13 protein-coding genes and 1 pseudogene are annotated in these 22,052 nt (G+C 63.1%); 8 read left to right on the plus strand and 6 right to left on the minus strand.

The features are described 5' to 3' along the window. Window positions 1-242: 242 nt before the first annotated feature. The 7 genes and pseudogenes from Q0T48_RS17460 to Q0T48_RS17490 all read left to right on the plus strand — a co-directional run bounded on the left by Q0T48_RS17460 (window position 243) and on the right by Q0T48_RS17490 (window position 8,330). Window positions 243-875 carry a FecR domain-containing protein gene (locus Q0T48_RS17460; protein WP_295958822.1) on the plus strand — a complete coding sequence of 211 codons (633 nt, stop codon included), beginning with the start codon at window positions 243-245 and terminating at the stop codon, window positions 873-875. 39 nt (window positions 876-914) lie between these two features. Next, a complete protein-coding gene (locus tag Q0T48_RS17465; protein WP_295958825.1) occupies window positions 915-1,796 on the plus strand; it encodes a fibronectin type III domain-containing protein in 882 nt (293 codons plus the stop codon). Between the two features lie 107 nt (window positions 1,797-1,903). After that, a pseudogene (locus tag Q0T48_RS17470) lies at window positions 1,904-3,334 on the plus strand (CHASE2 domain-containing protein); the annotation flags it as partial. Window positions 3,335-3,353: 19 nt separating this feature from the next. Next, complete coding sequence (locus Q0T48_RS17475) at window positions 3,354-4,667, plus strand: EAL domain-containing protein (protein ID WP_295958828.1); 1,314 nt, start codon at window positions 3,354-3,356, stop codon at window positions 4,665-4,667. Between the two features lie 117 nt (window positions 4,668-4,784). Next, on the plus strand, window positions 4,785-6,083 hold the full coding sequence (locus tag Q0T48_RS17480) for a leucine-rich repeat-containing protein kinase family protein (RefSeq protein ID WP_295958830.1): 1,299 nt from the start codon (window positions 4,785-4,787) through the stop codon (window positions 6,081-6,083). Continuing rightward, window positions 6,073-7,776, plus strand: a complete 1,704-nt coding sequence (gene ybaL, locus Q0T48_RS17485) for a YbaL family putative K(+) efflux transporter (RefSeq protein ID WP_295958832.1) — start codon at window positions 6,073-6,075, stop codon at window positions 7,774-7,776. The genes Q0T48_RS17480 and ybaL overlap by 11 nt, the downstream gene beginning before the upstream one ends. Before the next feature lie 206 nt (window positions 7,777-7,982). Further along, window positions 7,983-8,330 carry a GFA family protein gene (locus Q0T48_RS17490; protein WP_295958836.1) on the plus strand — a complete coding sequence of 116 codons (348 nt, stop codon included), beginning with the start codon at window positions 7,983-7,985 and terminating at the stop codon, window positions 8,328-8,330. A 63-nt stretch (window positions 8,331-8,393) separates the two neighbouring features. On the opposite strand, the gene Q0T48_RS17495 is transcribed toward Q0T48_RS17490, so the two are convergent. The 3 genes from Q0T48_RS17495 to Q0T48_RS17505 are packed head-to-tail and all read right to left on the minus strand — an operon-like array spanning window position 8,394 to window position 10,449. Next, window positions 8,394-9,440: a GGDEF domain-containing protein gene (locus Q0T48_RS17495; RefSeq protein WP_295958839.1), complete on the minus strand. Its 1,047-nt coding sequence runs from the start codon at window positions 9,438-9,440 to the stop codon at window positions 8,394-8,396. Between the two features lie 17 nt (window positions 9,441-9,457). Next, entirely contained in the window at window positions 9,458-10,066 is a 609-nt protein-coding gene (locus Q0T48_RS17500) for a chemotaxis protein CheC (RefSeq protein ID WP_295958842.1), read from the minus strand. Beyond that, complete coding sequence (locus Q0T48_RS17505; RefSeq protein WP_295958845.1) at window positions 10,066-10,449, minus strand: response regulator; 384 nt, start codon at window positions 10,447-10,449, stop codon at window positions 10,066-10,068. Before Q0T48_RS17505 ends, Q0T48_RS17500 begins: the two co-directional genes overlap by 1 nt. 156 nt (window positions 10,450-10,605) lie before the next feature. On the opposite strand from Q0T48_RS17505, the gene Q0T48_RS17510 reads away from it, so the two are divergent. After that, window positions 10,606-11,889, plus strand: coding sequence for an amidohydrolase family protein (locus Q0T48_RS17510; protein ID WP_295958849.1), 1,284 nt, complete (start codon window positions 10,606-10,608; stop codon window positions 11,887-11,889). Between the two features lie 113 nt (window positions 11,890-12,002). Here the strand turns inward: Q0T48_RS17510 and Q0T48_RS17515 are convergent, their stop codons facing one another. From Q0T48_RS17515 to Q0T48_RS17525, 3 genes are read right to left on the minus strand one after another with little or no spacing between them, the layout of a single operon-like run. Beyond that, complete coding sequence (locus Q0T48_RS17515) at window positions 12,003-13,025, minus strand: OmpA family protein (RefSeq protein ID WP_295958852.1); 1,023 nt, start codon at window positions 13,023-13,025, stop codon at window positions 12,003-12,005. Next, window positions 13,022-16,351 (minus strand): hypothetical protein, encoded by a 3,330-nt coding sequence (locus Q0T48_RS17520; RefSeq protein WP_295958854.1) that lies wholly within the window; start codon window positions 16,349-16,351, stop codon window positions 13,022-13,024. The genes Q0T48_RS17515 and Q0T48_RS17520 overlap by 4 nt, the downstream gene beginning before the upstream one ends. Beyond that, window positions 16,348-21,579 (minus strand): SdrD B-like domain-containing protein, encoded by a 5,232-nt coding sequence (locus tag Q0T48_RS17525; RefSeq protein WP_295958857.1) that lies wholly within the window; start codon window positions 21,577-21,579, stop codon window positions 16,348-16,350. The genes Q0T48_RS17520 and Q0T48_RS17525 overlap by 4 nt, the downstream gene beginning before the upstream one ends. Window positions 21,580-22,052 lie beyond the last annotated feature (473 nt).

Consider the following 22,052-nt stretch of genomic DNA (forward strand, 5'->3'; position numbering starts at 1 on the left):
AGCCTGCCCATCGCCTTGCCACGTACGCACATTGACGTACTTTTATGGCCGTTAGTTAGGCTGGGCAGCACGGTAACCAGGAACAACCCCACAAGATGTGTGCAGTTGTTACACTAATTAACCATATTATCTGCCCGGTTTTCACCCCATTTAGTGTAGCCATGCCCATCCACATGCCCCGTCTTCGCCGCCTTCACACCGGCCTTGTTGGTCTGGTTTTGTGGAGCACGCCCTGGTTCGCCATGGCTGCCGACCTCATCTACACCGTGCAACCCGGCGACCACCCTTGGAACCTGGCCGAGCGTTATTTGAAGAGTCCGTCACTGGCCCTGGCCTTGCGCCAACGCAACCAGATTGCCGATGATCACCGCATCCCGCCCGGCACGCAGTTGCGCATCCCCAAAGAATGGCTGAAGCTGGAGTCCACCCAGGTGCTGCTGCTGGCCGTGGTGGGCGATACCACGCTGCGCCGGGGCAATGCCCCGGCCCGTGCCGCAGTCGCAGGCGAACTGCTGCAAGCTCCGTCGGGCCTGCGCACCGGGCCAGACGGCAGCGCCACCCTGCAGTTTGCCGACGGCAGCCGTGTGCTGGTGCGACGCGACAGCGAACTCTTGCTACAAGCCACCCAAAAAGCCCTGCTGGGCCAAGCCAGCATCGTGGGCTTGTCGCTGCTGCAGGGCAGTGTGGAAAACCAGGTCACGCCAGTGGGCGATAGCGGTGGGCGGTTTGAAATCCGCACCCCGGCCGCCATTGCCGCCGTGCGCGGCACTCAGTACCGCGTCACCACAGACGGCCACAGCATGCACACCGAGGTGGTGACGGGTGCCGTCAATGTCGCCAACCCCACCGGCCAGGTGACCGCCCAAGCCACCTAGGGCACTGTGGCCCAAAGTGGTCGCAGCCCTGCCGCCCCGATGCCGCTATTGCCCCCGCCCAGCCTGGACGGCCTGCCCAACACCATCGAGCGCCTGCCCATCGCCTGGCCGATGGCGGCACTGGCTGGGGCCAGCCGCTACCGCACCCAGTTGGCCGCCTCATTCGAATTCAGCGCCATGCTGTCCGATGAAGTCACCGATGCCGCCCGCATCCGGGTGCGTGACATCGAAGACGGCAGCTACACCCTGCGGGTGCGCGGCATCGACGCGCAAGGCCTGGAAGGCCTGTCGGCCGAACGCACCCTGGTCATCCACACCCAGCCCGAACCGCCGCTGCTGATCGACCCGGCACCGAATGCCGCCACCACCACCGCCCGCCCCAACCTACGTTGGACCCAGGGCGATGCCAACCTGCAATACCGGGTACAGCTCAGCAGCGATGGCAAGGCGGTGGACGAGCAAGTCGTCAGCAGCGCCAGCGCCCAGCCGCCACAAGACCTGGCCCCCGGCATGTACCAATGGCGGGTGGCTGCCATCCACCCGACCAAAGGCCAAGGCCCTTGGGGCGATGCCCAGCCGTTTCGCCGCGTGCTGCCCGGCCCCGGTGTCGACATTCCCCAGCCCCAGGACGGCAACCTGACCCTGCGCTGGACGGCCCAGCCCCAAACCGCGCACTACCACCTGCAGGTCGCGCGCGACGACAGCTTCACCAACCCCTTGGCCGATACGGACACCGACAGCACCCAGTTCAGCCTGACAGATCTGCAGCCCGGCCCGCACCACGTGCGCGTACAGGCCACCGGCACCGATGGCTACACCGGCCCCTGGGGTAGCACGCAAACCTTTGTCGTCCCCAACCCCCCTCCCAGCCGCTGGGGGGCCTTGATTCTGCTGATCATCCCTGCCATGGCAATTTTCTGACCCCGCTGCCCGCGCCCACCGGAGGTCCCACCTCCCCGCGACTCCCGTCCGGCTGGGAGCGGGCCATTCTGCGCGCCCACTGGTGGCTGGCAGGCATCGCGACCGTGGTGCTACTGGCCTGGCTGGACCCATCGGCCATCCAGCGGCTGAACCTGCTGGTCTACGACCTGTTGCTACCCAGCTATACCGCCAGCGCCCAGCCACCGGTGGTGGTGGCGATTGACGATGCCAGCCTGGCCACGCTGGGCCGCTGGCCTTGGCCACGCGAGGTGCATGCGCAGATGATCGACCGCCTGCGCGAAGCCGGGGCCAGCGCCATCGGCATAGCGGTACTATTTTCTGAACCCGACACCCGCAACCCCGCCAGCGATGCAGCCCTGGCCACCGCCATCGCCCGCCAAGGCCATGTGGTACTGGCCGTGGCCCCGGCGCAGCAGCCCGATGGCCGCATTGCCGCCGCACCCCTGTTGCCCACGCTGGTGGCGGCCAATGCCACACCCCTGCACGGGCCCACTTTGGGCCATGTCGATGTGGAAGTGGACGTGGATGGCCAGTCGCGCAGCATCCACCTGATGGCCGGCAACGGCCAGGCCGACACGCCCGCGCTGGCGCTGGCGGTATTGCAGCAGGCCGCACCGAATCCGGCGTGGGACCGGCTGGTGCCGGTAGACAGCATCAGCCGTCCCCCCACCTGGGTCCGCGCGCACGCAGTCATGCTGCCCCGGGTGCACGGCCTGCCCACACTGTCGTTTGCCAGCGCGCTGCAGTTGCCCCAGGTATTGAACGTGGTGCGTGGCCGGGCGGTGTTTATCGGCATCACCGCCAGCGGACTGGGTGGTGAACTGGCCACGCCGCTGGCGGGCGGCCATACCACCCTGCCGTCGGTGATGTTCCACGCCCAGGCGCTGGAGGCACTGCGCAGCCAGGTCTGGATAAGCCACACGCCCGCGCCACTGGCGCTGCTGTTTGCGCTATTGGCCGTCAGCAGCTTGGCGCTGGTGCCGGTGTGGCAAAGCCGCCTGCCGTTAAAAGCCGGGCTGCTGGCCCTGGGGCTGCTGCCACTGCCGCTACTGGTCAGTGCCGGGCTGCTGCTGGCTACCCACAACTGGCTCCCGCCCGCCACCGCCACTCTGGCGCTGGCCGTGGCACTGGGCTTTTGGCTGGCGGGCAAGCTGCGCGCCTTGAACCGCCAGCTGCTGCGCACCCGCCAGCACGCCCAGGCCACCCTGCAAGCCATTGACGACGCCGTCATCACCATCGATGCGCAGCGGCACACCATCCGCTTTGCCAACCCCACCGCCCAATTGCATGCCCCCGGCCAGACGCTGCTGGGCCAGTCCCTGCACACCGCCTACCCCTTGAGCGAAGACAGCATGGAACGCCTGGTGGCCGCGGTATTTGAATGCCTGGGCCGGGGCAGCCGGGTCTATGTGCGCGAACTGCTCAACCTGCCCGGCCCAGACGGCCTGCGCGTGTTGCGGGCCACCGCCAGCCCCTTGCGCAGCCCCGAGGGCGCGCTGGACGGTGCCGTACTGGTGTTTGCCGACGTGACCGACCGTGGCCGCCGCCCGCGCGCTGGACTATGCCGCCAACCACGAGGCCCTCACCGGCCTGCCCAACCGGGTGCTGTTGCACGAGCAGCTGAACCTGGCCCTGTCGCGGGTGCAACGGCGCGGCGGCAGCGTGGCGGTGCTATTTCTGGACCTGAACCGCTTCAAGCACATCAACGACAGCCTGGGCCACCGCGCCGGTGACGAGGTGCTGCGCATCATCGCCCAGCGCCTGCGGGCCCTGTGCCGCGACACCGACACCGTGGCCCGCTGGGGCGGCGATGAATTTGTACTGCTGCTGGAGGACGTGGGCGGCCAGGACGGTGCCGCCACCGCCGCCACCAAGGTGGTCGATGCACTGACCCAGGACATCGTGCTAGACGAAAGCTTTGGCCACATCGTGCTGCCCTGCGCAGGCAGCGTAGGCGTGGTGATGGCCCCGCAGGACGGCACCGACCTGGATGCCCTGCTGTCCAAGGCCAACATGGCCATGTACCGCGCCAAGGCCCAGCCCCAGGCCTGCTTCCAATTCTGGTCGAACGACATCAACACCCGCCTGCACGAGCGCCTGGCACTGGAGATGGACCTGCGCCAGGCCCTGCGCGAAAACCTGTTTGTGCTGCACTACCAACCGCAGTTTTCACTGTACGGGCAGCAGATGGTTGGCCTGGAAGCCCTGATGCGCTGGCAGCGCACGCCGGACCAGCTGGTGATGCCCCACGGCTTCATCCAGGTGGCCGAAGAATGCGGGCTGATCGTCGACATGGGTGCCTGGGCCGTGCTACACGCCGCCCGCCAGGTGGCACTGTGGCTGCGCGCCGGGCTCAAACCCGTACCGATTGCCGTCAATATCTCGGCCCGCCAGTGCCTGAACCGTGACCTGGTGCAGGTGGTGCGCCTGGCCCTGCAAGAGACCGGCATCCCCCCGCACCTGCTGCGCCTGGAAATCACCGAAACCACCGCCATGTCCGACGCCGACCAGGTGATCGGCCTGCTGCACGAGATCCGCGCCCTGGGGGTGCGGCTGGCCGTGGACGACTTCGGCACCGGCTACTCGTCGCTGGCCTACCTGAAGCGTTTTCCCATCGATGAGCTCAAGATCGACCGCTCCTTCGTCAGCGACATCGCCACCGACAAAGACAACGCAGCCATCGTGCGCGCCACCATCGCCCTGGCCCACGGACTGGGCCTGCAGGTGGTGGCCGAGGGGGTGGAAACCGAGGCCCAAAGCCGCTTCCTGGCCGACCAGCACTGCGACACCGTGCAAGGCTACCTTTTCGGCCGCCCCCAACCGGTGGACATCGTGACGCAGTGGTTGTAGGCCACCACTACATTTTTAATAGCTACTTGTGTAGGTTAAATATACGCTAGAAGCCTTTTTTATATATAAAAAGGGCTGTGCGGCAAGCGGCCCACACCAGCACCGACAATACCGAACATGCATACCCTTTCCCAACTCCGCTCTGGGCAATTGCAGGGCATCCGGCGGCTGGATTTATCGGGTGGTTTGACCACCTTTCCCCACGAGATTTTTGACCTGGCCGACACGCTGGAGGTGCTGAACCTCTCTGGCAATGCCCTGAGTGCCCTGCCCGACGACCTGCCCCGGCTGCACCGCTTACGGGTGGTTTTTTGCTCCGGCAACCCCTTCACCGAACTGCCTGCCGTGCTGGGCCAGTGCGCGCAGTTGGAAATGGTGGGCTTCAAGTCCTGCCAGATCCGCCATGTGCCCGCCGCCGCCCTGCCGCCGCGGCTGCGCTGGCTGATATTGACCGACAACCACATCACCACCCTGCCCGCCGAAATCGGCCAGTGCCAGCAGATGCAAAAGCTGATGCTGGCGGGCAACCAGTTGCAGCAGCTGCCCCCCGAACTGGCGCAATGCCAGCAGCTGGAGCTGCTGCGCATCTCGGCCAACCCCATGGCAGACGCAGGCACCCTGCCCGACTGGCTGCTGCAACTGCCCCTGTTGGCCTGGCTGGCGCGGGCAGGCACACCGCACATTGCCCCGTCTACCACGCCCATCCGCTGGACGGACTTGGCGGTACAACAGCCCTTGGGCGAAGGCGCGTCCGGCGTGATCCACCAGGCCCAGTGGCGAGGCAAGACGGTGGCCGTCAAGCTATTCAAAGGTGAGGTCACCAGCGACGGCTGGCCGCAGAGCGAGCTGGCCGCCTGCCTGGCGGTGGGTGCGCACCCGCACCTGATCGGCACCCTGGGCCCGCTGGTAGACCACCCGCAGGGCACGACCGGGCTGGTGATGCCCTGCATCCCGCCGCATTTCACCACCCTGGCCGGGCCGCCCAGCCTGGACAGCTGCACCCGCGACATCTACCCGGCGGGCACCGTTTTTTCGCTCGCCACTGTGCTGCGCACTGCCCAAGGCGTGGCCTCGGCCGCGGCCCATCTGCACGCCGGCGGCCTGCTGCACGGCGACCTGTACGCGCACAACCTGCAGTGCAGTGCGGACGGCCACTGCCTGCTGGGCGACATGGGCGCGGCCTCCTTTCTGCCCGCCGATGCGGTGCAGGCACAGGCTTTGCAACGACTCGAGGTGCGGGCGTTTGGCTGCCTGCTGGAGGAATTACTGGCCCACTGCCCAGAAAATACCGCCAAACTCACTCTGCTGCGGAACGATTGCCTGCAAACCGCAGTCGCATTACGGCCCCTGTTTGCGCAGATCGTGCAGCGTTTACATTCAATCGAACTTCAAAAAGATCTGGCCGATGCTGCATAGCACCCCTCTCATCACCACCATCGCCACCGCACTCGGGCTGGCGCTGGTATTTGGTTTTCTTGCCGTGCGGTTCAAGCTACCGGCACTGGTGGGCTACCTGTTGGCTGGGGTGTTGATTGGCCCGTTCACCCCCGGCTTTGTGGCCGACGGCCAGATCGCGGCCGAGCTGGCCGAGATCGGCGTGATGCTGCTGATGTTTGGCGTGGGCATGCATTTCTCGATGGACGACCTGATGTCGGTGCGCAAGATCGCCGTGCCGGGCGCGGTGCTGCAAATCGCCGTGGCCACCGCCATGGGCGCAGGCGTGGCCCACCTCTGGGGCTGGCCTCTGGGTGAAGGCCTGGTGTTTGGTCTGGCCTTGTCGGTGGCCAGCACCGTGGTGCTGCTGCGGGCGCTGGAGGCACGTGGTGCCCTGGACTCCATGAACGGCAAGATCGCCGTGGGCTGGCTGGTGATGGAAGACCTGGCCATGGTGCTGGTGCTGGTGCTGCTGCCCCCGCTGGCGGGCTGGCTGGGCGGCAAGGTACCGGGTGAAGAACAAGGCGGTGGCGGCAATTTGTGGCTGACGCTGGGGATCACTCTGCTCAAGGTGTCGGCCTTTGTGGCGCTGATGCTGGTGGTGGGCCGCCGCGTGTTTCCCAAGCTGCTGTGGCTGGTGGCGCGCACCGGCTCGCGCGAGCTGTTCACCCTGTGCGTGATCGCCGCCGCGGTCAGCATCGCCTACGGGGCGGCCATGCTGTTTGGCGTGTCGTTTGCGCTGGGCGCGTTCTTTGCGGGCATGGTGATGCGCGAATCCGAGTTCAGCCACCGCGCCGCCGAAGATTCGCTGCCGCTGCGCGAAGCCTTTGCGGTGCTGTTCTTTGTGTCGGTCGGCATGCTGTTTGACCCGATGGTTATCGTCAACCAACCGCTGCAGGTGCTGGCCGTGCTGGCCATCATCATCGTCGGCAAGTCCATCGCCGCTGCCGCGCTGGTGCTGGTGTTTCGCTACCCGCTGAACACCGCGCTGAATGTGTCGGCCAGCCTGGGGCAGATTGGCGAGTTCTCGTTCATCCTGGCCGGGCTGGGTGCCAGCCTGGGCCTGCTGCGGCCCGAGGGGCAAAGCCTGATTTTGGCCGGTGCATTATTGTCGATCGCGGTGAACCCGCTGGTCTTCAAAGCCGCCGACTGGTTGGAGCAGTGGCTGGAATCCCACCCCACCCTGGTCGCCAAATTCGCCCGCGGCACCGACCCGCTGTCCGAGCTGCCCATGGCCACTGACGAAAAATACCTCTCCAAGCAGGTGGTGCTGGTGGGCTATGGCCGCGTCGGCAAGCGCCTGGCCGTAGAGATGGACGCGCAAGACATTCCCTTCGTGGTCGTCGAAAAAAACCGCGAACGCGTCGAGCAGCTGCGTGCCAACGGCATCACCGCCGTGTCGGGCGATGCCGCCGATGCCGGGGTGCTGATCCAGGCCCACATCGCCCGCGCCAGCATGCTACTGATCGCCACGCCCGATGCCTTCAACGTGCGCCAAATGGTGGCCAACGCCCGCATGCTGAACCCGCACATCGAAACCGTGGTGCGCACCCACAACGAAGCAGAAGCAGCCCTGCTCGCGCAGGAAAACATCGGCCGCGTGTTTCTGGGCGAGGACGAGCTGGCCCACAACATGGGCCGGCATGTGCTGGAGCGCTTTGGCAAGGCGGCTTGAGGCCCAGATCAAAAAGAAGCGCCTCTAGAAATTTAAGAAAAATCGGCTACTTGTGCATGCGGGATAAGCACAAGTAGCTACTTATTTCATAGCACACCTCGACACCCACCCAAACATTTTGTTGCTCCGACAGAAGCGGTAAAACCAGCGTCCTTTGCAGAATCACCTGCAAAATAGTGGCCTACCCACATCCACGGAGACAAAACATGAAATACCAAGGAAGTTGCCATTGCGGTCAGATTGCCTTTGAGGTGGAAGGCGAGATTCCCGAAGTCATGTCCTGCAATTGTTCGCTATGCCAGCGCAAAGGGGCATTGATGTGGTTCGTGCCGAGGCCCGCAGTGGTCTTGCACACACCCGCGGACAAGATGGGCACCTATCTATTCAACAAGCACGTCATACAACATCATTTTTGCCCCACCTGCGGCATCCACCCGTTTGGCGAAGCGATGTCCCCGTCCGGGCAGGCCATGGCAGCAATCAATGTGCGCTGCCTTGACGGGGTAGATGTGTCGGCGTTGAAGGTCCAGCACTACAACGGGCGTGGGTCGTAAACGCGCCTAAATTCAGCATGAAATAAGCCTCTAGCGTTTATCCCGCCTGCACAAGCAGTTATATTAAATATAGAAGTTGGATGCCGGAGGATCTTGGCCATTGACCACATAGCCGCCGGTGGAATGGGCATCGGACACGCTGAGCCATTGCACCATATTGCGGCCACCGTGTTTGGCTGCGTACAGGGCTTTGTCCACGGTATCGAGTAAGCGCGTTTCGGTGCACACCACGCCACCCAGGCAGGTGGCAACCCCCAGGCTGACGGTGATGTGTTTGGCCACCTGCGAACGGGCATGGTCCAGCTGCAGAGCCAGTACGGCCTGGCGTACTTTTTCGGCAATCTGGGTGGCCCCGGACTGGTCAGACGACGGCAGGATGATGATGAATTCTTCGCCCCCGTAGCGCGCAAACACGTCAGTGAGCCGGTTCAGCTGGGATTGCACCGAGCCCACCACGGCCTGCAGCACCCGGTCGCCCGCCGGGTGGCCGTAGGTGTCGTTGTATTTTTTGAAGTAATCCACATCCAGCATCACCAGCGACAGCGGGTTCTTTTGGCGCTGCGCCCGGCTCACTTCGACGGCCAGCTTTTGGTCAAAATACTTGCGGTTGTAGATGCCGGTCAGGCCGTCGATCACCGCCTCGCGCGAGAGCTTTTCGGTGCGCGACTGCAGCACCCGTTCGCGCTTCACAAAGCTACTGGTATCGGCGATCTGCAGCATCACCAAAAAGCCGTCGGCATTGGCGCTGTCGTACCGCACTGGCACCAGGGTCAGCGACTGCGGCATGCGCTGCTGCGGGCCTTTGGCCGCATCTTCGGGCCGCTGGTACAGCGGCAGCGGCGTGCGGTGCAGCACGTTGGACAACACCACGGGCAGCTTGTAGGTCAGTACGTTTTTCAGGGCGCTGATAAAGGACAGCGACAGGCCGTTGGCAAATACCGATTCGAGCGTGCGGCCCAGCACCGTCTGCGCTTCAATGCCGCTGTGGCGCACCACCCATGCGTTCCACAACAGCACCTCGCCGCGCGGGTTGAGCACGATCAGGCCCGTGTTGAGCGCGTCCACCATCAGGGACCAGGGCAGCAACGACTCAATAGGGCGAGCGGGCATAGAGGCCGGAGGCAGGCTCAAATGCGCGACAAGAATGCGTCCAGGGCAGCGATCAGCCCTTCGAGCGAATTGGAACTGAGCAAGAACACCAGATAGCCCTGGGTGTCCCGTTTTTCGATGGTCAGGTCGATATGCAGTACCAGCACCACCGGTTGGCTCTCATCGGACATGAGCTTGCCGATCACGGTGTCGGCGCCGTCCACCGAGTATTCGGGCAAGGTGCTGGTGAGCCCAACACTCAGCATGTCGGCAATAGCCGACAGGCAGGAGTTCAAAATCACGTTGCCCAGCTCGCACATGGCCTCGTGCTCGAAGTCCACCAGGTCTTCTACGCTGACCTGCGAACCCAGCATTTCTTGCACGATTTCCAAGGCTTTTTCTTCGCGAAACAACAGCGTGGCATCCAGACTGAACGGGCCGCCAAACTTTTGCCGTACCGCGCCCAGTCGCCCGCCTTGCAAGGACAGCATTTCGGCGTTGACATCGGTGCGGTCGAAAAACTGGATGCGCGGCACCGACAGCAGCACCTCGTCGCCCACGATCTCACTCAGGCTGGCAGCGGCCTGGCCTGCACCCACGTTAAACACCTCGGTCAAGGCATCCAGTTGCAGGTCAGACAGAGTCATCACATGGGACTTTCAAAAAAAGTGAGTGCTTCGGTTACGCTTTTGTCGCTCACGGGTTTGGCTACAAACTTCACCCCCAACTCGGCCGCGCGGGTCTTCTGGCTTTCCTGGATGTTGGCCGAAAACAGCGCCAGGCGCAGCGCGGGATAGTCGCGCTTGAGGTGCTCGGCCGCATCGGTCCCCAGCATGCCGGGCATATTGATGTCCATAGTGCAGTAGGTGAAAGGCTGGGTGGCGGCCAAGGCCAGCGCCTCGTCACCATTGGTGGCCTCGACCAGGGTCCAGGTAGGGCGCTTGGCCAGTACCAGGGTGCGGATCATCATGCGCGAAACCCGGCTGTCGTCTACGATCAAAAGGGCAACTGCAGGGGTGGTGGTGGTCATGGTTGGGTGGCCATTTAAGGCGTAGAAATGATTGTCGCTATAAGTAGCGTCTCTGTGTCAGGATGTTACCAATCGATTGCACGCGGCACGCGCCAGACGTGTAAAAATTAATTTCATTTCTACCTCCTTCTACCCAGCCGTCACAAGGCTCTTCCTATGCTTGATCTCCTGGTTACCCACGCCACTTTGCCCGACGGACGCACCGGCATGTCGATTGCCGTACAAAACGGCCGCATCACTGAAGTCACGGCCGGTCTGCACGCACCCGCACAGCAAACCATCGATGCGCAGGGCCTGCTGGTGAGCCCGCCGTTTGTAGATGCGCACTTTCACATGGATGCCACGCTGAGCTACGGTCTGCCGCGCGTCAACCAGAGCGGCACCCTGCTCGAAGGCATTGCACTATGGGGTGAGCTCAAGCCCGACCTGACCCAGGAAGCCCTGGTGCAGCGCGCCCTGGCCTATTGCGACTGGGCGGTGGGCAAAGGCCTGCTGGCCATCCGCAGCCACGTCGACATCTGCGACCCGCGCCTGCTGGCCGTGGAGGCACTGCTGGAAGTGAAGCACCAGGTCGCTCCCTACCTGGACCTGCAGCTGGTCGCCTTTCCGCAAGACGGCGCCCTGCGCGACCCGCTGGCCATGGACAAGCTCAAGCGCGCGCTGGACATGGGCGTGGACGTGGTGGGCGGAATCCCCCACTTCGAGCGCACCATGGCCGATGGGGCGCTGAGCGTCAAACTGCTGTGCGAGCTGGCCGCCGAGCAAGGCAAGCTGGTGGACATGCACTGCGACGAGTCCGACGACCCGATGTCGCGCCACATCGAAACCCTGACCTATGAGACCCAGCGTCTGGGCCTGCAGGGCCGCGTCACCGGCTCGCACCTCACCTCCATGCACAGCATGGACAACTACTATGTGAGCAAGCTGCTGCCGCTGATGGCCGAGGCGCAGATCAACGTGGTCAGCAACCCGCTGATCAACATCACCCTGCAGGGACGGGGTGACACCTATCCCAAGCGCCGGGGCATGACCCGCGTACCCGAAATGATGGCCCACGGCCTGACCGTGGCCCTGGGCCAGGACTGTGTGATGGACCCCTGGTACAGCCTGGGTAGCGGCGACATGCTGGAAGTGGCCAGCATGGGCTTGCACGTGGCCCAGATGACCAGCCAGGCAGCAATGCGCCAGTGTTTTGATGCGGTCACTGTCAACCCGGCGAAGATTTTGCAGCTGGACGGCTACGGCCTGAAGGCCGGTTGCTGGGCCGACTTTGTGTTGCTACAAGCCCAGGATCCGGTGGAAGCCATACGCCTGCGCGCCACCCGGCTGCAGGTCTACAAGCGCGGCAAGCTGCTGGCCCAGACCCCCGCCGCCACCGCCAGCCTGCAACTGCCAGGACGGCCCGCGCAGACGGACTGGCTGCTGCGCAAGGCGGAATGAGGTTTGCTATATTTTAAATAGCTTCTAGCGTAGGTAGAACTTACGCTAAAAGCACTTTTTATCCAAAATATTGCAGGATAAAAAATGTAATGCACCGCAGGCTGGGTGCGCTGCTACGGCGTGCCCTGCCATTCAATCTCCACCCGGCGGTTGGGTTGCAGGCACGCGGTGTAGGCCAGCCATCCTGCGGCACCCCCAGCACGTTGGCACTGGGTCACTACCGGCTGGGTGTCGCCCAAGGAGCGCACGTCCATCTTGCTGGCATCGACACCGCGCATGACCAGCAGATTGCGCACGGTGTCGGCCCGCGCCAGGGCCAGGCGATGGTTGTAGCCCGGCGTACCGGTGCTATCGGCGTGGCCGGACACCACCACGTGTTCCAACCCAGCTTTAGCGCGCAACTCTTGGGCCAGTACGTTGATGGCCCGCAGGCCCGCGGGCAGCATATCGGCCAATGCAGATCTGTCGTGCCGGAACAGGGCTTGGGCGTTGAGCACGACCTTTTCTGACACCAGCGGTTTCTGCACTACCTGCGGAGCAGGTGGTGGCTCGGGCACAGGCGGAGCCGGTGCCCGCTGCGCTTCGGCGCACAGGTCCTCGGCAATACGGATGTAGGGTGCCGTGTGCTTCCAGCCGCCACGGGTGGTTTCATAGCCGGACCAGGCCAGTTGCACCTCGCAAAAAGCGGTCAGACGCTGCACGTCGGCAGACGCGCACAACCGGGTGCTGCTGCGCAGTGCCTCGGCTTGCTGCCATAGGTCGGCACGTACCTGCGTCGCAGCGCGCAGCGCTGGTGTGTCCCACGCTGGATTGCTGCCCTGCTCCAAGCGGTCTACCAGGGACGTGGCCTGCGCCAGGCTCTCGTTCACCGCAGCCGGTTCGCCGCTGTCGTGCCATTTGTCGCGTGCCACGTTCAGCCAGGCTTGACTTTTGAAGCGGTGGTAGGTAGCCGGGCAAGCCTCCGGCTGTGTCGCCAGTTGGTTCAGCCGCTGTTGCACAGCGGTAAAGGCTGCAGGTTCGGCCACGCGCGACGCGCCCGGTGCGCCAGGCATGGGCATTGGCATGGACTCGGCCGCCGTTGCGTGCCAGCTGGCGAACACCAGCAGCGATGCCATCACAGTCTTGGTGTAGTTCATTCTCGCCACTCCCGAGGTGCCTGGTTGGCAGGTTCCAGCAGACGGTTGCTACGTGGCTTGTCTCCATCCAGCAACTTTTCGTCGAACTTGAAGCGCAGGCGTACATAGGCGCCGCGCCAGGATGCATTGGAGGCAAACAGGTCGGCATCGGCATAGCGTCCGACCACGTAGCCCGCCGACATCCACAGGTTGTCCATCAGGCGGTATCCGGCTTCGGCACCGACACCGTTGAGCCGCGTGCCGCCGCCCTGGGTGGTAGAAGCCATCAGGCCCAAGTCCCAGCGCTCTGACACATCCCACAGCACCCGACCCGCCAGCAACGCCGCGCTGAAACGGGAATTGACGCCCGAGAAGCTTTCGTTCACCTGCTTGGCGGCGATCTGGGCCGCATAGGTCCAGGCGCGCTGCGGATGGATGTTGGCATGCAAAGAGGCCACATCGGTGCGGCTGTTGCCCAGCGCGCTGGTGGTGGTGCCAATGGTTTGGACCGGCGTGGTGTTGTTGTCGATACGGTGCTCATAGCGCGCCAGACCATGCCAGACGTTGGTGGCTACGTCGCGGTAGGCCAGGCCAAGCTGGAAGCGGTCTTGCGTCACATCCCCGGTGCTGTTGCCACGTGCCCGCGAAGCCAGCAGCACGTTGCGAACCAGCATGGACCACTGCGCATCGAGCTTGCGGGTCGCCGCAACGGTAAAAAGCCAATTGGTCTGCGTGTCCGATACCCGGTACTCCAAGCGGCCACCGGCTTTCCACAGCGGGTTAGCCAGGTAGTCCAGCCCTAACACCACGGCATGCGCGGTCTGCATGCTGCCTATCACAGGGGCGGTGCCGGTCCGGTCGGCTACGACCACCTGCTGCCGCTCGAATCCGGTGGTCAAGTGGATGCCCTCCCCCAGCCGCCACAGGTTGCGCACGCCCACAGCCGCGGCCGAGTCGCGGCCATTCTGGGCTCCGGCCAAGCGGTACTCGCTGTAGACCTGGCCATCCTTCATGTATTCGGTATCTACGCCGATCGCCGTCTGGGTGGCATGGTCGCCGAAACCGGACAGACCGTACAGGCCCGACAAGGATTCCAGCCATTCATGCCGTCCATAGACCCGGCTGTGGTCGTTCAGGCGGTATTCAGCCCCGATGCCGACGCGCCGCCCATCCGAGCCATCCACAACCTGTTCGGCTTCGCCGTACACCGTGGCATCGGGTGTCACCCGGGCGGACAAGCGCGCTTTGACCGAGGTGTAGTCGCGCTTGGCGGTCTGGTTGGCAGTGCCCACCAGCGCATAAGGCGACAGCGGCGACTGCAGCAGTCCGCCCCCCGCGAAGCCAAAGCCCGTGTCGGTTAACGATCCACCGGTACCGGGGACTGCGCCCACGCCATACTGTGCAATGCTGGGCTGGGTCGGATCATAGGTTTCGTCTACATGTGACGCGCCAACTTCCAGGCTGAACATGTTGGTCAGCCGCATGTCTGCCGAAATAGAGGCCGCGTTGCGGTGTCCGTCGCTGAAAGCGTCTTCGATGTGCAAGGCCTGGCCGCGCAGGCGCAGGCTGTCGGACCATTGCCAAGTCGCTTCCGCACCCGCATCGGTGCGGCCTGCGGCCAAGCCGGATTCAGCGTTCTGGAAGCCCGTGCTGGAGCGGGCTGCGTGGGCACGCAGCTTCAGGCCGGGGCTATCGCTGCGCCACTCAATCCGCGCTGCCTGGCCCTGGGGGTCCGCGGACAGCAGCTGTACGCCATTGTTTTGCAGCGTACCGGTGAAAAATTGGTTGCCTTCGCTGCGTGCCACCTCCACGGTGAGCAAGCTTTGCTCGGCCAACTGCACGTCGGCATGGGCACCGTAGAGCTTGTAGGGCGAGGCGGTGTTGCGGTCTTCGGCATAGCTGCCGCCCACCTCGATATGCTCGCCCAGCTTGATGCTGGCATCCACACCACCGACCCAGAATTTCTCACCGCCGTTATCCACCGCGTAGGTGACGCGGATGGAGATGGGGTTGAAGTTCTCGTCCGCACTGGGCACAGGCTTGCGAAAAATGATGCGGCCAGAGAACGGCTCGAAGTCGTAGTCCACGTAGCGCGACATAGATTCGCGCTTGAGCACCACATCGGGCTGGTTACGGTCACGCGTGAGCAGTTCAACGGTTTCGGAGTTGGCGATGGCATTGGGCTGTGACACGGCATACGGCCCGGAAATACCGCGGGCCGCCTGCTCGTCCACAAACTGCCTCTGGGCGCTATGGGCTGCAAACACGTTAACCCGTACATCAGAGGTTTCGTGGTGCAGCTTCGCCCCCGTCAACGCTCGCGTATAGCTGGCCAGACGCGGACGCTGCGCCGGGTCCTGGGTGCTGAAGTCTCCATACAGCACATAGCTTTTGTCTTTGTCTATGCGCACGTAAAGCTTGCTGGTGCTTTGGGCATCGTGCTGCACCAATGAGGCATCGCCGTAGATCGGGTAGTACTGGTTGGGGTCGATATCACGGAACAGCTTTTCGGTAGTGGTCTTGTCAGAATCGAAAGCGGCGGTCAGCAGGTATTCCCCTTTGATCGTGCCCTTGACAAACGCCGCGGCCCGGCCATTGGCCGTGGTGGTTTCGCCATTGCCGCTACTGTCGCTTCCGCCCCATCGGTGCAGGCTGTCCTCAAAACCGATGTTGCTGATGTTAGGTGTCAAGGAATCGCCTTTGACACGGCCGAAGTTCAAGGAGCCTTCGACGATGCCGACCATCAACAAGGGCCGCAAGTCCGGCACAAAGCTCACCTGGCCCTGCACGCCCACGGCACCGCTTTGCACCCGCAGCACAGCATCGCCCGGTGTGGCCGGCGCTACCAGTGTCAACTCGGCACGGCCGTTGGTGGTGACCACCTCCAGACCTTCAGTAGCCCAGCCAAGCTCTAGCTGCAGGCGGCCTAGTGTGGTTTGTATGCGAAGTCGCGTGGGGGCTGTGATCAACGCACCCTGGGCATCCAGCAATTCAATGCCCAGGCGCAAAGACGAGCGACCATCGGCCGGAGCCTGGGCTGCCGAGACCGACAGGCGAATATGCGCATCCTCTGGCAAGCCTTTGGAAGTGTTCCATAAGCCTTCGCTGGCCACGGGTGGCAAGCCGCTGTTGGCGCGGTTGGTGTTGGGTCCCAACAGATCGCGGTAGGCGACTCCGGGCCCGGCCAATGAGGCTTGACCCATAGGTGTGATGCCCGTGGTGGGGGCGACGGGCAGGGTAGCGTCATCAGCGGCATGGGCCAGGCCCGCACCGGTCAAGGCGGCAGAGGCCGCAGCGGCCAACAGCGAGCGCCGCAGACACAGAACAGGGAATTTTCGGGCGCTCATTGCACACCTTCCTTCAGGCTGGCCTTGCAGGCTGGTGTTTGGGTTGCGTCGCACTCGGGCCGCTCCAGTCGATGGACTCTTGAATCGAACTGGATGCCTACCGTGTCGGTACCGGTCTGGATTTCGGGCACATAGATGGGCCCGCGCTTGCGCCGCTCCTCTACCTGTTTAAGTATTTTGGGCATGCACGAGCGTTCAGCAAAGTCGGCACGGTGCAGTTCACCGTTTTTCAGATCGACGAACAGGCTTTCGGCATCGCCCGCATTGCGGTTGGACAAGGTCTCCAGGCGACTACCCAAGGGCATGCTCTGAGGGTCTACTTTGAGCACGTGGGTGATGGGGCGCAGCCCGCAGATGCTGTACTGGCCATTTTCATCACTGGTGAGGTTTGTGCCGTTCTCAAAGTACAAACGCACGCCCGGAATACCTGGTTCGCCTTCGTCCTGCACCCGGTTACCGTTGCAATCCACATAGACTTTGCCGATCACACAGGCTTCAGTGGCGAACACACCGCCACTGACACGTACCGTGGCCTTGCCTTCGTTGGATGTGATGGTGCCAGTCTGGTCGGTGGCCCGCGCACGGTTGGTGCCATCGCCACGGTCGCCACCTACGCCAATCCTAACCCGGTAGCTCAGCTCCAGGGTCTGGCCCGGCAGCACATTGCCGATCAAATAAGTCAACCGCGGGCCGGGTGTGCCATCGGGATTGGGCTGCACGGCGGCCATGGCGGTGTAACGTGCCAGAGTCACAGTGCCCGGGATCAGCTTGAAGCCCAGTGGCAAGGAATCCACCAGACGCACGCCGCTGACAACACCGTTGCCGCTATTGCGCACCCGGATACGGTAGAGCACGCTGTCGCCGACTTCCGCCACCGCACGGTCTGCCTGTTTTTGCACCACCAGCACACCGCCGGTTGCAGGATCCAGCGGCAAATGGTTGTGCACCACTTGCGCACTATTGACAGACAAGATCAGTTGCAAGTAATGGGTGGTAGGGGCACCTCCCTGTGGGGCCGTTGCACCAGGAACCACGGCATACACCTGGCCTGGTTGTTGCGCCAGCGCGGTGGCCTGCGCAGGCACGATGGACGAAGGAGCCAAATACCCACCGGCCGGGTCAATGCGCAGCGAATACATGCCGCTGCTGGCAGCACCGACAAGATCGAAACGGTAAATACCCGTGGCTCCAGTCACCTGCGCCTGCTGGAAGGGTAGTAGCCATGCGGCGGAAACCGCATTGCCATCCGGCCCCAGCAAGGTGATGGTCGCGCCTGCCACCGGCTGGCGGGTTACCGCGTCGTACACCACACCGTTGGGTTCCATCGGCAGGCTTTGCTGCACCAGGGTCTGGCCCGCTACCACGGTGACCAGCAGTTGACGTGCAGACGCATCCACAGCTGAACCGGTCTGGGGATTGCCCTGCTCTCCGTTGACCGGTGTGCCAAACACTGCGCCTGCAGTGCCCGCATTGCCAGGTGCCCGAAAGCGCAGCCGGTATTCACCAGGTACCAAGCCGCCCAGTTGGTAGTAGCCATTCGTACCGGTCGTGGTGGTGGCGGGTGTTTGGTCTATTTTTTTCACAACTACGCCGTTGGCATCTACCGCTTCCACCGTCCAACCAGCGAGTCCGGTTTCGCCCGGATCCCGTTGGCGATTGGCACCCGTGGCCGTGCCGGAGTCATCCCACACCGAACCGGAAATACCGCCGGGTGACAGCACCAAAGTGACAGGGGTGGCCACGCCAACCGGATTGGATGTGGCAGGTAGGGACGGTACATTGGCAGGTGTACCCAGGGCCGCACCTGCCGAAGGCGGGTTGCTCACCACAGAGATGGATGTCGCCACTGCATTGGGTGGCGGTGTGGGTGTGCTGCCATTGCTGTAACCAGGATTCGGACCACTGCCCAACTGCATGGATGATGCCTGCACACTGTTGAGTTGAGGCTGACTGGGCACTGCTGCGGCATTGGCATAGCTGACCTGCGCCACAAACCGTACCAGGCATGACTGTCCACCTGCCAGGGTATCTGTGCCCGATAGCAAACGGGTGTCTGCCGTGCCGTTAAAAGAAAGGTTAGCACTACACGTAGCCCCACCTTGCGCACTGACGGAATAGCTACCCGCCTTCACGACGACCGTGCTGGCGGTCTGGAACAGGCGCAAGAGGCTGTCGTTGGCTTGCACAGCATAAGCCAGCGCATTCACAGCCACATTGCCAACGGTGACGGCGTATGGGACTTCAAATGCTGTAGCGGAAATGGGCATAGGTACGCCAGCGCTTTTACCCACGGCTAACTGCGGCAGATTGCCCACAGGCACTACGGCAACCGCACAACCGGCGGGCACCCCAGTGGCACTGCATACCAAGGGGTCAACCGGGGTGCCGCCCAAGGGATCTACGCTGGCCCGGTTGGTGACATTGGTGTTGGCAGCAGGCGCAAGTGCAATCACCTCGACCTGGAACGCAGCACTGCCGCCCGCCCCAATCGGCCCTCCCACGCTACAGACCAGCAATTGCCCCGTGGAGACACTGCCACCCGCAAAGCAACTGGCACCAGTGGCTGTATTGAACTGCACATTCGCGGGCAAACGGTCAAATACGGTCACGGGAGCCGGGCTCGACGCATTGCCACTATTGGTCACAGTCAAGGTATAGGAGGACGGCACGCCGACACTCAATTGGGCAGGCCCCGTCTCGACCAACGAGAGTACCGCAATGGTGGCCACCGGAGTCGTGGTGGTGGCGCATCCAGCCGGGGTGCCGTTGGCTGTGCAGCTAGCAGGGTCTGGCGGCGGGAAATTACCACGTGGATCTATAGATGCACGGTTGGTCAGCACAGTACCGGCAGTAGCTTGGGTCGGTGTAACGTTCACGGTAAAGCTACGGGTACCACCACCTGCCGCCAAAGGACCGTTGACGAGACACAGCAGATCCAAACCATTGACCAGGCTGCCACTCGCCGTACAACTGGCACCAGTAGCACTGTTGAACTGCAAATTGGCAGGCAAGCGCTCACGCACATAGAACACTGCCGGACTGGCTGCGCTACCCGTATTGGTCACCGTCAAGCGGTAGTCCCCTGGCGCACCGACAGTGAACCCGGCAGGCCCTGTTTTCACCAAAGTCAGCAATGGCACACCATCAACGGGTGTATTCGCAGTGGCACAACCGTCTGGCAAGCCAGTGGCCGTACAAATGCCTGGATCGACAGGCGTTCCGCCAGTGGGGCCCACGGTCGCACGGTTGGTTACCGTAGTGGCAGCGGTCGCTACCAACGCAGTCACATTGACAGTGAAACTAACTGTACTGCCCCCACCCGCTATGGGACCAGGCACCGTGCAGGACAACAATTGTCCCGATGTGACCGTACCACTGATGGCGCAGACGGCACCAGCCACGCTATTGAACTGCACATTGACGGGCAGGCGATCCAGTACCGCAACGCTGGCAGCAGTGGCGGCACCACCGCTGTTGGTGATGGCCAACGTGAAATTCACCGCCACACCGACACCCATGCTGGCCGGGCCGGTTTTGGCCAGGGCTAGATTGGGTGTTGGATTAACGGGGGTGCTGGTGGTAGCACAACCAGCAGGCGTACCTGTGGCGGTACAGGTCGCCGGGTCTGGCGGTGGATAATTACCACCGGGGTCCACCGCAGCGCGGTTGGCAGCGGTGCTACCGGCTGAAACCAGCAGCGCCGTCACATTGACCGTGAAAACCTTGCTGCCGCCCACAGCCACAGGTCCATTGAGTAAGCACAGCAGGTCCAGCCCAATCGCCACAGCGCCCGTGGCGGAACAGCTCGCACCGGTTGCGCTGTTGTATTGCATGTTCACAGGCAAACGTTCGCGCACATAAAAACTGGCCGGGCTGGCCGCACTGCCGGTATTGCGTACCGTCAAGCTGTAATTGGCCGATGCGCCCACCGTAAAACTGGCAGGCCCCGTCTTGGCAAGATCCAGAATAGATACGCCACCTACAGGGGTGTTTACCATTGCGCAACCCGCAGGCAAACCGGTGGCGGTGCAGGTGGATGGATCGGTCGGTGCGCCACCCAATGGATCGACGCTGGCGCGGTTGCTGACCGTAGTGGCCGCTGTAGGCGCCAAAGGTGTCACGTTCACGGTGAAGCTGGCGCTGGCATTGGCCTGCAACGGGCCTGGAACACTACAGGTCAACAAAATACCTGCTGCATCGCTGCCACTGGCACTGCAACTTGCGCCAGTTGCACTGTTGAAATGCATATTGGCGGGGAGGCGGTCCAACACCACCACCGTGGCCGGACTCGGTGCATTGCCGCCATTAACCACGGTCAGCGTGTAGTTGGCTGGTGTACCCACAATGAAGCTGGCTGGGCTCGTCTTGGCCAATGCCAGTACCGGTATGGCATCTACCGGCGTGCTGGTGGTTGCACACCCACCCGGTGTGCCGGTGTTAACACACGTAGCGGGATCGGGTGGTGGGTTATTGCCACCGGGATCAACTGCAGCGCGGTTGGTCAACACCGTTCCAGCACTCGCCTGCAACGCCGTTACGTTGATGGTGAAGGCGGTGCTTGCGCCCGGAGCCACAGGGCCGGTTACGTTGCAAAGCAAGTCCATGCCCGTGGCCACGGAACCACTGGCAGAACACACCGCTCCGCCGGCACTATTGAATTGCAAATTCGCGGGCAGTTGGTCGCGCACGTTAAAACTTCCCGGACTGGCTGCGGTGCCGGTGTTGCGTACCGTCAGCGTGTAGTCTCCAGGGGTTCCTACGCTGAAGCTGCTAGGGCCCGTTTTGCCCAAACCAAGGATGGGGAATCCACCCACTGGGGTGTTTACCGTTGCGCAACCGGTCGCAGCATTGGTGCCCGTGCAGGTGCTGGGGTCATTCGGTGTGCCACCACGGACATCCACGGCCGCGCGGTTCGTTACCACCGTGTTCGCTGTAGCTGTCAGCGCAGTCACGTTCACGGTGAAACTGGAGCTGCCACCGGCAGCAATACTATTTGCAACCGTACAGGTCAACAATTGGCCGCTGGCTACAACACCGCTCACGGCACAAACGGCACCGCTGGCACTGTTGAACTGCACATTGGCGGGCAGACGGTCCAGCACCTGGATACCGGCCGAGCTGGCGGCCCCACCGCTGTTACTGGTGGTCAAGGTGTAGTCTGCGGCAGCTCCCAGCGTGAAACTGGCAGGGCCGGTTTTGGCCAACGACAGCACGGCAATGGCATCCACAGGTGTTGTGACGGTGGCACAACCTGCAGGCGTGCCGGTACCGGTACACGTACCGGGATCAGGTGGAGGAAAGTTACCGCCTGTGTCGACGGCTGCGCGGTTGGTCAGCACCGTACCAGCGGTCGCCGGCAAAGCAGTTACGTTGACCGTGAAAGACACGCTTCCGTTGATAGCTATCGGCCCGTTCACCAGACACTGCAGGTCTAACCCGCTAGCCAACGCACCGGTGACGGTACACGCTGCGCCGGCAGCACTATTGAACTGCAGGTTGGCAGGTAGCCGATCCCGCACATAGAAACTGGCGGGGCTTACTGCGCTACCGGTATTGCGTACCGTTAAGGCAACGCTGAATAAGTCCCGACCTGGCGCGTGACTTGCATTGGTATTGTCATCCCTCACAAGGCGACAAAGATGAAGCAACACACCCTGGCCCTGGCCGCCGACCAAGAAGCGGGATTCGCCCAGCACCGCAA

The sequence above is a fragment of the Rhodoferax sp. genome (assembly GCF_025354435.1).
Taxonomy (GTDB): domain Bacteria; phylum Pseudomonadota; class Gammaproteobacteria; order Burkholderiales; family Burkholderiaceae_C; genus Rhodoferax_B.